The 10,889-nt window shown below is 55.6% G+C and carries 8 protein-coding genes; 7 read left to right on the top strand and 1 reads right to left on the bottom strand.

Annotated features, from left to right (window positions below; translation table 11 throughout):
- Window positions 1-51: 51 nt before the first annotated feature.
- From ACXAF0_RS12695 to ACXAF0_RS12665, 7 genes are all read left to right on the top strand, one after another.
- The gene (locus ACXAF0_RS12695; RefSeq protein WP_475346207.1) at window positions 52-876 is read left to right on the top strand and encodes a PhzF family phenazine biosynthesis protein; all 825 of its coding nucleotides are present in this window, start codon (window positions 52-54) and stop codon (window positions 874-876) included.
- Between the two features lie 268 nt (window positions 877-1,144).
- The gene (locus ACXAF0_RS12690) at window positions 1,145-3,016 is read left to right on the top strand and encodes an SLC13 family permease (RefSeq protein WP_475346206.1); all 1,872 of its coding nucleotides are present in this window, start codon (window positions 1,145-1,147) and stop codon (window positions 3,014-3,016) included.
- Between the two features lie 174 nt (window positions 3,017-3,190).
- On the top strand, window positions 3,191-4,372 hold the full coding sequence (locus tag ACXAF0_RS12685) for a phosphoserine transaminase (protein ID WP_475346205.1): 1,182 nt from the start codon (window positions 3,191-3,193) through the stop codon (window positions 4,370-4,372).
- A gap of 156 nt (window positions 4,373-4,528) precedes the next feature.
- Window positions 4,529-5,695, top strand: coding sequence for an ATP phosphoribosyltransferase regulatory subunit (locus ACXAF0_RS12680; RefSeq protein WP_475346204.1), 1,167 nt, complete (start codon window positions 4,529-4,531; stop codon window positions 5,693-5,695).
- Between the two features lie 35 nt (window positions 5,696-5,730).
- The gene (locus ACXAF0_RS12675; protein ID WP_475346203.1) at window positions 5,731-7,026 is read left to right on the top strand and encodes an adenylosuccinate synthase; all 1,296 of its coding nucleotides are present in this window, start codon (window positions 5,731-5,733) and stop codon (window positions 7,024-7,026) included.
- Window positions 7,027-7,272: 246 nt separating this feature from the next.
- Window positions 7,273-9,408, top strand: a complete 2,136-nt coding sequence (locus ACXAF0_RS12670; RefSeq protein ID WP_475346202.1) for a serine/threonine-protein kinase — start codon at window positions 7,273-7,275, stop codon at window positions 9,406-9,408.
- Window positions 9,409-9,417: 9 nt separating this feature from the next.
- Window positions 9,418-9,906, top strand: a complete 489-nt coding sequence (locus ACXAF0_RS12665; protein ID WP_475346201.1) for a hypothetical protein — start codon at window positions 9,418-9,420, stop codon at window positions 9,904-9,906.
- Between the two features lie 106 nt (window positions 9,907-10,012).
- On the opposite strand, the gene rpoH is transcribed toward ACXAF0_RS12665, so the two are convergent.
- On the bottom strand, window positions 10,013-10,879 hold the full coding sequence (rpoH, locus tag ACXAF0_RS12660; RefSeq protein ID WP_475346200.1) for an RNA polymerase sigma factor RpoH: 867 nt from the start codon (window positions 10,877-10,879) through the stop codon (window positions 10,013-10,015).
- Window positions 10,880-10,889 lie beyond the last annotated feature (10 nt).

Genomic DNA, 10,889 nt, shown 5'->3' with positions numbered 1-10,889 from the left:
GTAGATTTAAAGTTTTGCACATCAAATATATGCCGAATTCAGGATAATACGATGACGCCCAAAACCCTGCCGATCTATCAGATTGATGCTTTTACCGACGTTGCGTTTGCGGGCAACCCGGCCGCAGTTGTACCGCTTTCAGACTGGTTGTCTGATGATGTGATGCAAAAGATCGCAATGGAAAACAATCTGTCGGAAACGGCTTTTTTCGTGCCGTGTGACGGGGATGAGGCCGATTTTCATATTCGCTGGTTTACGCCAACCGTCGAGGTGCCGCTTTGCGGTCACGCGACCCTTGCCAGTGCGTTTGTGATTTTCAATCAGCTTGGCTTTGACGGTGACCTGATCAAGTTACAAAGCCAAAGCGGGGTTTTGACCGCGCGCCGCGAAGGGGATGCGATTGTTCTGAATTTCCCCAAGCAGCCCATCAAGGTCGGTACGGTCTCAGGCGAGGTGATCGATGCGCTGGGCGGGGCGACACCGATTGAGACATTTGGCGTGGTCAGCCGCGACACGGATATAGTCGCGGTCTTTGACGATGCATCGATTGTTCGCAACATGCGCCCGGACATGTCGGCGCTGAGCAAGTTGGCGGATCGCGGTGTGATCGTAACCGCACCGGGCGATAAAACCGGGCTTGATATGGTGTCGCGTTACTTCCTGCCGGCCTTTGGCATCGATGAGGACCCGGTGACCGGGTACATGCATTGCGTGGTTGCGCCTTATTGGTCCGAAAAACTCGGTCAGGCTGATGTTGTCGGCTATCAGGCGTCAGCACGTGGCGGCGTTGTTGCCTGCAAAGTCGATGGTGATCGTGTTCATCTGAAGGGGGAGGCGGTGCTTTACCTCAAGGGTGAAATCATACTTCCGGCATAACGCGTTTGATCACGAGAAAAATCATCTGAAAAATGGCGGGCAATAACGCGATTGTCCGCCATTTTTTGTGCAAATTTCCCGGCATCTGTAAGGAAATATTTCTACCCAATAATCCGCATTGAGCCCGGATGGCTTTGTTTTTTTATTGACCGTGCCATGGGGCTTTCGTCTAAGTAAAAGGCAAAATAGGAGACTTGTGGACAGACCGCGCAACCATAGTAGCGCGCGATAACCACAAGAAAGCTCGCTTTACAGGGGAAAGTTTATCGTGCTCGAAAGTGTTGTTGCCAGTTCTGCAACGCCGATGCAGATGTGGGTGGTCCTTGCACTCGTTGCCGGATCGCTTGTTCTGTATGGGTTGGAGCGTATTTCGCTCGAACTGACCAGCATGGCGCTGATCGCAACCCTTTTGCTTTTCTTTGACTTTTTCCCGCTGCTGGATGGCGATGGTGACAATCTGCTGGGACCAGCAACCATCATGTCGGGCTTTGCCAACCCGGCCTTGCTGACGGTGCTGTCGTTGCTTGTCGTCGGGCAGGGGATGGTTCTGACGGGCGGTGTCAGTTACATCGCCGGACTGATTACCGAGCATGGCGGCAAGAATGCCTCGGTCGCGATTTTCATTGGCCTGTTCGTCGTGATGGTCATGTCGGCCTTCCTGAACAACACGCCGGTCGTTGTTATCTTTATTCCGATTATTCAATCACTTGCCGAGCGTATTGAACGTTCGCCATCAGCCTTAATGATCCCGCTTTCCTATGCCGCGATCCTTGGGGGTATGACAACGCTGATCGGTTCTTCGACCAACCTTCTGGTATCGAGCTCCCTGATCGAATTGGGGATGCCGGGGCTTGAGTTCTTTGAATTCACGACCATTGGCAGCGTGTTGGCACTTGTCGGATTTGTCTATGTCCTGTTGATTGCGCCGCGTCTGCTACCCGCCCTGGCATCGATGCGCAGCAAGCTTGCCAATCCCGATAGCAGCGGCAAACAGTTCATTGCCCAGATCACGGTGGGCCCGTCCGCCAACATGATCGGCACCAAACCGGTTGCCGGTTTCTTCAAGAACCTGCCCAATATCACCATTCAAATGATTGTCCGGCGTGAACATGCTGAATTGCCGCCATTCGAAGATGATATGGAAATTCAGGCTGGTGATGTTCTAGTCGTCGCTGCCACGCGCAAGGCTTTGACCGAGGCCCTGCAAAAAGATCCCGGTCTGCTTCATTCCGATGCGGTTGCCGTTGCTGCGGATGGCGACGAGGCCCCGCAAAAATCGACACAGCTTCTCGCCGAAGTGATGTTGCCGCCGGGATCGCGTCTGATTGGCTTTAACCTGGAGCAGATCGGTTTCCGCTATCAGTACAAGTGTCTGGTGCTGGGTATTCAGCGGCGGTCACGCATGATCCGCACCCAAATGACCGAAATCCGGCTTGAAGCGGGCGACGTCTTGTTGGTGCAGGGCCGGTCAGAAGACGTTGAAGCGCTGCGGACCATTCGTGATGTCGTGCTGCTGGAATGGTCGACGCGCACCTTGCCGCGCCCGTTCCATGCTCGCCGTGCTGCTGCGATCTTCCTTGGTGTGATTGCATTGGCCGCGACCGGAATTGTGCCGATCGTGGTTTCAAGCTTTATCGGTGCCGGACTGATGATTGCATCGGGTGCGCTTAATTTGCGACAGGCATCGCGTGCCATTGATCGCAAGATCGTGCTGCTGGTTGCCGCCGCCCTTGCGCTGGGCAATGCGTTGCAATTGACAGGCGGCGCCGAATTCGTGGCCGATCAGTTGTTGGCAGCGACCCGTGGGGCACCAGCGCCGGTGATCTTGTCGCTGTTCTTCCTGATTGTGGCAGGCTTTACCAACGTTCTGTCGAACAATGCGTGCGCAGTTTTGTTTACCCCGATCGGGATTGGCATGGCGCAACAGCTTGGCGTGCCGCCGCATGTGTTTGCCATTGCCGTTGTGATGGCAGCGAACTGTTCGTTTGCATCGCCTGTTGGCTATCAGACCAACCTTCTTGTCATGGGGCCGGGGCATTACCGGTTTGTCGACTTCCTTAAGGCCGGAACGCCACTGATTATTGTTCTTTGGATCGCGTTCAGCCTGTTTGCGCCGTGGTATTACGATATCCCGTTCTAAGATCAATAAAACAAGCCAACGCCTGTTTCCTGCGTTCCGTTTCAGCCATGCAAAAATGGCTGCCATGTCTGTGTGGAAGGCGTTTGACTTTTGCCTTCGGGGCAATAGGATCAGGCCCCTCGATTGATCTGACGTAACCCAAAGCGGTTATCCTTCTTTATCAGGAACTTACAAATGGCCCAGACTGCCGCAATTGCAAAGCCGACAACGCGCCCAACCAGCCCGAATTTTTCGTCGGGCCCTTGCAAGAAACGCCCGGGTTGGTCTGCTGATGCATTGCATGTGGACGTTCTTGGTCGCTCGCACCGATCTAAATTGGGCAAGCAGCGCCTTGAAGAGGTAATTGACCGTTCGCGCGCCATTTTGAACCTGCCAGATGATTATCTTCTGGGTGTTGTACCGGCATCGGATACCGGTGCGGTGGAAATGGCGCTTTGGTCGATGCTGGGCGCGCGTGGCGTTGATATGCTGGCCTGGGAAAGTTTCGGGTCAACCTGGGTTGCTGACGTGATCAAGCAGCTCAAACTTGATGATGTGCGCACCCTTGAGGGTGACTATGGCAAATTGCCCGATCTGAATGCGGTTGATTTCGACCGTGATGTTGTTTTCACCTGGAATGGTACGACGGCCGGTGTGCGTGTACCCAATGGCGACTGGATCGCAGATGAGCGCAAAGGCCTGACCATTTGTGATGCGACCTCGGCGATCTTTGCCATGGAACTGCCGTGGGACAAGCTCGATGTCGTGACCTATAGCTGGCAGAAAGTTCTGGGCGGCGAGGGTGGACACGGCATCATTATCCTGAGCCCGCGTGCTGTTGAACGCCTTGAAAATTATACGCCGGCCTGGCCGCTACCAAAAATCTTCCGCATGACCAAGGGCGGCAAACTGATTGATGGTATTTTCCGTGGGGAAACCATCAATACCCCGTCAATGCTGGTCGTCGAGGATGCGATTGATACCCTGAAATGGGCTGAAGAAATCGGCGGGCTTGAAGGCCTGTTGAAGCGCACGCGTTCAAGCCGGGCACATCTTGATGCATGGCTTGCGACCAGTGACTGGGCGGCGGACCTTGCCGAGGATCCGGCAACGGCGTCGAACACCTCGATGTGTATCAAGATCGTCGATCCCTGGGCGCTTGGTTTGTCAGCTGATCAGCAGGCTGCATTGCCCAAAACGATTTCGCAGCTTCTTGAAGCGGAAAATGTTGCACTTGATATCAATGGATACCGCGATGCGCCCGCTGGCCTGCGTATTTGGGGTGGGGCGACGGTTGAGCCCAACGATATCAAGGCGTTGCTACCTTGGCTTGACTGGGCCTTCGCGGTGGTTAAGGCCGAATTTCAGGCCGGATAGGAAATAATTCGTACGTATTATTTGGGTTACAGGGGTTTTCCCCGTTGCCCTGTCCGGCACAACACGGTAGTAACCGCTACCGGATAGTGAGCCCTGAGCGTTGCTCGGGATATTATCAATTTGAATTTGCGCGCCTCGTCCGGGAAAGCACACAACATGACTGAACTCGCCAGGAAAGCTCTTTTGCCCGCCGGCCTGCAGGATGTCCTGCCAGGAACCGCTGCACGGGAAGCTGAAATCCGTGAAAAGCTGATGGCCAGTCTGGCGCATGCGGGCTATGACCGCGTGAAAACCCCGCTTGTCGAATTTGAAGAAAGCCTGCTTGAAGGTGCGGCCCCCGAACTGGCGACACAGACGTTCCGTCTGATGGATCCGGAATCGCGCCGCATGATGGGGCTGCGTTCCGACATGACCCCACAGGTCGGCCGCATTGCTGCCACCCGGCTGGTCGATGCGCCGCGTCCGCTGCGTCTTTCCTATTCCGGTGATGTTCTGCGGATCAAGGGATCGCATCTGCGCCCGGAACGTCAGTTTGCGCAGGTTGGTGCGGAATTGATTGGTGTTTCCAGTGCCGCTGCCGATACCGAAATTGTTCTCCTCGCACTCGAAGCACTGGACAGCATCGGTCTGGAAGATGTGTCTGTTGACCTGAACTTGCCGACTTTGCCGGTGCGTCTGTTTGACGCCTTTGGCGTGTCACGCGACGAGCGCGAAGCCCTGACCGAGGCGCTTGAGCGGCGTGATGTCGCGGCCCTGCGTGCGGCGGACGGCAAGGTCACCGGTGTCTTGGTGGCATTGCTTGAAGCTGCCGGTTCGGCTGAAACCGCATTGCCGAAACTCAAAAAACTTGAATTGCCGCTTGGTGCCTCTGAGGAACTATACCGCCTGATCGATGTGGCGGAACGCGTTCTGGCATCTGGCCTTGATGCGGCCCTGACCATTGATCCGGTCGAGATGGCCGGTTTCCGCTATCAGACGGGTGTCAGCTTCACACTGTTTGCGCGTAATGTGCGCGGCGAAATTGGCCGTGGTGGCCGATACCGCGCCGGTGGTGCGTCGGGTGAGGCGGCAACGGGCATGTCCCTTTACATGGACAGCATTTTGCGCGGCCTTCCGGATGCAACGCCGGTTGATCGGGTTTATCTGCCGCTTGGGACGCCGCAGCGTGAAGCGCGCAAACTGCGTGCAGAAGGCCATTACACTGTCGCCGCCCTTGAAGGTGCGGCCGAGGCCAAGACCGAAGCCGCTGCCCGCATTGAGGCAGAAGCCATGGGCTGTAATCATATTTATCTTGGCGGTCAGGTTGTGCCGCTGAACGCCTAATCAAACGAACTTTTTATCGCGCAAGGAGTTTTGCGATGACCAATGTTGCCGTGATCGGTTCCCAGTGGGGGGACGAAGGTAAAGGCAAGATCGTCGACTGGCTGTCCGAACGGGCAGACGTTGTTGTGCGTTTCCAGGGTGGTCATAACGCCGGTCATACTCTGGTGATCGACGGGACGACTTATAAACTCAGCCTGCTGCCATCGGGCATCGTGCGTGAGAAAAAGCTGTCTGTGATCGGTAACGGCGTTGTTGTTGATCCGTGGGCGCTTCTGGCTGAAATCGACCGCCTGAAAGAGCAGGGCGTTGAGATTACCTCGGAAAACCTGCGTCTGGCGGAAAATGCCTGCCTGATCCTGCCGCTGCATGGCAACCTTGACCGTGCGCGCGAAGCCGCAGCATCGGGTGACAACAAGATCGGGACCACCGGTCGCGGTATCGGTCCGGCCTATGAAGACCGTGCTGGTCGCCGTGCGATCCGTGTGGGTGATCTGGCGGATGTTGATCTGCTCAAAGCAAAGATCGAAAACCTGCTGACGCATCACAATGCGCTTCTGCGTGGTCTTGGTCAGCCGGAAATTGATGGCGCCGAACTGCTTGAGCAGCTCAAGGAAATCGCGCCGAAAATCCTGCCGTTCTCTGACACGGTCTGGAAGTCGCTGAACCAGTTCAAGGAAGCTGGCAAGCGCATCCTGTTTGAAGGTGCACAGGGCACGATGCTTGACGTTGATCATGGCACGTATCCGTTCGTTACCTCGTCAAACACCGTTTCCGGTCAGGCGGCCGCAGGTTCCGGCATGGGGCCGTCGGGTGTCGGGTATGTTCTTGGCATCACCAAGGCCTACACCACCCGTGTTGGCGAAGGTCCGTTCCCGTCCGAACTGTTTGATGACGATGGCACCCGTCTTGGCGAACGCGGTCATGAATTTGGTGTGGTTACCGGGCGTAAGCGCCGTTGTGGCTGGTTTGATGCAGCCCTTGTCCGCCAGTCGGTCAAGGTGAATGGCATTACCGGTATTGCCTTTACCAAGCTTGATGTTCTCGACGGATTTGACGAGATCAAGATCTGTACCGGTTACGACATTGATGGCAAGATCTACGATCACCTGCCGGCCAACCAGCGTCTGCAGGCCAAAGCCAAGCCGGTTTATGAAACCATTGAAGGCTGGTCTGAAACGACCATGGGCGCGCGCAGCTGGGCCGATCTTCCGGCAGCGGCCATCAAATATGTCCGCCGTGTCGAGGAACTGATCGAGGCACCGGTTGCTTTGCTGTCGACCAGCCCGGAACGTGATGACACCATTCTGGTGCATGACCCGTTCAGCGGCTAACCGTCGAAAATTCCTGGTTTCGAAAGCCACCAGTGTCGCGCTGGTGGCTTTTTTGTTTGTGCCTGAAGGACTTCCTGATCATTCAGGGAGCTGCCCCATGGATAACAGCTTGCCCGCATGGTGGATCACCAGTATCGTTTTATCAACCTTTTGAGGATAGCGTTCTGGTAGATAGGTCAGGAGGACTGTCGATCAGAGGATCGGTCGCCCCTCAGGGAATGATAACGTATAAAGAATATCGGGATCATGGCAGAGCAAGCAGAAGATCAGGAACAGGACGTTTCGAACGGTGCTGCGACAGAGCCGGTGATTGATGCACCGGGCGGCGGCGCACCTGCGCCTGAAGAGCCAGAAGAAACCCCTGATGGTGATGATGTCGCGGTTACTGCCGGTGGCAAAAGTGTCGAGATCGGTAATTTCCGCGTCTTTCTCGATCTTCGGATGCCCGAATTCGACATGGGCCATTGCAAGGCCTATTCCGCAGATAACTTGCGCCGGGACGAGGGCAGCGCCTTTGCACTGGTGACCGATCCGGTCTTACCAACCCGTCATGACCATCTTACGTTTCTTACCGGCATGCATATGGCCGGTCAAATCGACCTGATTGACTACGAGACCGCCTATTGGCCGCCTTTTGGGCGCAAGACGATGGTGCTGTTCTATGAAAAGCCCGCTGGCGGCAAAGTCGTTGCCCGGGAAAACAAGAAACTCGCCATTGACGAGCACGACATTGGAACGGTCGTTGTCGAGCCGTTGATGAATGTCTTGCAGGCCTTTGGTGAAAAAGGCCTCGCACACCGCAATGTTCGTGCAGATAACCTGTTTTTCGGCGATCCCATGCGCGAAAAGGTCGTGCTTGGTGACTGTTCCAGTGGGCCGCCCGGCTATGATCAGCCGAGTGTGTATGAAACCACAGCCCGGATGAGTGCCGAACCTGCCGGTCGCGGATCGGGCAGTCTGGCCGATGATTTTTATGCCCTTGGCATGACCCTGGCAGAACTCGGAATTGGCCGTCAGCCGCTCAAGAAGCTCAATGATCAGGAAATCATAGAGGTCAAACTGGAAAAGGGATCGTTTCAGGCAATTGCCTCGCAGGAAAAGCTGCCGCTCGTTCTGATCGAGCCGGTGCGTGGTCTGTTATGTGATGATCCTGAAGAACGCTGGGGCTTTTCCGAACTCAATGCCTGGCTTGACGGGCGCAGAACCAGGCCGGTTCAGGCGAATACGGAAAAACGTGCGGCCCGCTCACAGAACCTTGCCGGGCGGGATTACTATACCTGTCGTGCACTGGCACAGGGCATTGCCAAAAATTGGGGAACCGCTCTTGGACCGTTGCGCGACAGTACGGTCGAAATCTGGCTGCGGCGCGGCTTGGGGGACAATGACCGTGCCAAGGCGCTGTCTGATGCCATGCGACAGTTGCAATGGGCCGGAACCGATAAACGATCAGCCGAAGATGTGCTCGTGGCGCGCTCGATCCTGATTCTCGATCCGTCTGGCCCTGTCAGGTTTAAGGGGTTCTCGGCCATGGTGGACGGGCTTGGCTTCATGCTGTCCTATGATGTGCAGCATGGCCGAGGCCCGCAGCGTTTTGCCGATGTCATTGTCCGCGATATCCCGTCTTTCTGGTTTGGCCGCCAGGAAGGTTACAGCCCGGAAATCCAGAAGCAGCAGCAGCTCTACAAAAACCTGCGCTACTACATTCAGCAGCAAAGTGCTGGCTATGGTTATGAGCGGTGCCTTTATGCGACCGTGCGCAATCAGCACTGCCTGAGCCCACTGGTCGAAGAAAAATTCGTCGTGGACATCGCCGATCTGTTGCCGGCAATTGAAAAAGCCGCCGAGACCGCATCCGAAGACAGCTGGCCGGTGGACCGTCATATCGCGGCCTTCATCGCCACCCGTCTGGAAGACGACGTCGAAGGGCAGTTGATGGCGATGCAAAACCCGTCTGACGAGGTGGAATACAGCCGCGCAATCATCAGCATGCTGGCGATCGTGCAATGGCGCCATGGCCCGGATAACTTGCAGAATCTGTCACACTGGGTGGCACGTTTGATGGAACCGGCGATCAAGGTGTTTCACAGCAAGGCCCGTCGCGAACGTGTGGAAACCGAAATTCCCAAACTTGCCAAGCGCGGCAATCTGGTCGAGCTTTATAACCTGATCAATGACGAGCAGGAACGCCGCAAGGATCAGTCAGAATTCGTCGAAGCTGTCGCAGAATATTCCGAGGCGGAAAGCGAAGTGTTCGATCTGGAATCCTCGGGCCCGGCCCGGATGGAACTGGCCGAAAAAGTCGGGCAGCAGGCCGCAGCTTTCGCATCAACCATGATTGCGTTGCTGACCGTTTCCGCACTGTTCTTGATGCATATCTTTTAAGGGGGCGACATGGCAAAGGGTAAACGTTCAGGCGCCAAGGGGAAGGGCGGGCGCAGTGCATTTTCCGGCCTGTCGGTTGTTGCATCGGCGGTGTTGCTGTTCATGGTCGCATTGCCAACTTTCATCACGCTGACGGTCGGCTTGTTGCCGTCACTTGTGGCCTTTATCTTTGATCGCAGCCCAGGGCGGACCATGGCGCGTTGCGTGTTTGGTCTGAACTTCTCAGGCGTTGCGCCCTATATCCTTGAAGTCTGGGTGCAACCGGCACAAACCGTCAACGGTGCGACCCAGGCCGTGTTTCAGCCATTGGCATTGTCGATCATGTATGGCGCCGCGGGGCTTGGCTGGTTATTGTATCTTGCCATGCCGCCGATTGTTGCCAATGTCCTAAACCTTTCGGCCCAGCGTCGGGTCAGTGAATTGCGCAAAAAACAGCGCGGGCTGATCAAGACTTGGGGCGATAGCCTGATCAAGGAAGTGGATCGCTCCGGCAACTGATCCGGGCACTTTCACACCTTTGATTCGAACTCCAAAAGAAAGCGGCGGACAAGTGTCCGCCGCAAGTCGTTTCCAGAGGGGAATAAAGATGGGGTATTCGGTGGTGTTAGTGGGGCAGGTCCGTGTGGATTGATTTGCGAACCTTTTCAAAGGCACGTACTTCGATCTGACGGATACGCTCCCGCGAGATGCCATACGCGACGCTAAGGTTTTCAAGCGTTACCGGACTTTCCAGCAGGCGGCGCTGGGTCAGGATGTCGCGTTCGCGATCATTAAGGTGCGACATCGCACTTTTGAGCATGCTCATGCGTTGCAGGAATTCCTCGCGCTTGCCGTACAAGGTTTCCTGATCGTCATCATCGCTTTCGATCCAGTCGACCCATTCGCCATCGCCTTCAATGCGTACCGGCGCATTAAGCGAGTGGTCTGGTCCGGCCAAACGGCGGTTCATCATGACAACGTCGTCTTCAGACACATTCAGCTTGGTCGCGATCAGTTCGACCTGTTCAGGCTGAAGATCGCCTTCGTCGATTGCCTGCATCTGGCTTTTGAGCTTGCGCAGGTTAAAGAACAGCTTCTTTTGTGCTGCTGTGGTGCCCATTTTCACAAGCGACCAGGAGTGCAGGATGTATTCCTGGATGGCGGCACGGATCCACCACATGGCATAGGTTGCAAGGCGGAAACCCTTGTCCGGGTCAAACCGTTTGACCGACTGGAGCAGGCCGACATTGCCTTCGGAAATGAGTTCATTGATTGGCAGGCCATAACCGCGGTAGCTCATCGCAATCTTGGCGACCAGACGCAAATGGCTGGTAATCAGTTTTTCAGCAGATTTGTCACAATCCTTGTTCCGGAAATCACAGGCATAAGTTGTTTCCTGTTCCGGTGTAAGCATCGGGTAGCGGCGTATACGCTGTAAGTATATCGTCAGACCATCTTGAGAGATAGTTGGAAGAGCGTTTCCTGCTTTCATAAAAGCCTCC

The sequence above is a fragment of the Thalassospira sp. ABD4_177 genome (assembly GCF_056160125.1).
Note: the sequence above shows the minus strand (reverse complement) of the source record. Positions and strands in the feature narration are given on the sequence as shown.

What these genes read in the sequence shown, in the direction of transcription:
- ACXAF0_RS12685 (WP_475346205.1), top strand. Translation starts at nt 3,191, where the DNA reads ATGGCCCAGACTGCCGCAATTGCAAAGCCGACAACGCGCCCAACCAGC.
- ACXAF0_RS12675 (WP_475346203.1), top strand. Translation starts at nt 5,731, where the DNA reads ATGACCAATGTTGCCGTGATCGGTTCCCAGTGGGGGGACGAAGGTAAA.
- rpoH (WP_475346200.1), bottom strand. Translation starts at nt 10,879, where the DNA reads ATGAAAGCAGGAAACGCTCTTCCAACTATCTCTCAAGATGGTCTGACG.
- ACXAF0_RS12680 (WP_475346204.1), top strand. Translation starts at nt 4,529, where the DNA reads ATGACTGAACTCGCCAGGAAAGCTCTTTTGCCCGCCGGCCTGCAGGAT.
- ACXAF0_RS12665 (WP_475346201.1), top strand. Translation starts at nt 9,418, where the DNA reads ATGGCAAAGGGTAAACGTTCAGGCGCCAAGGGGAAGGGCGGGCGCAGT.
- ACXAF0_RS12695 (WP_475346207.1), top strand. Translation starts at nt 52, where the DNA reads ATGACGCCCAAAACCCTGCCGATCTATCAGATTGATGCTTTTACCGAC.
- ACXAF0_RS12670 (WP_475346202.1), top strand. Translation starts at nt 7,273, where the DNA reads ATGGCAGAGCAAGCAGAAGATCAGGAACAGGACGTTTCGAACGGTGCT.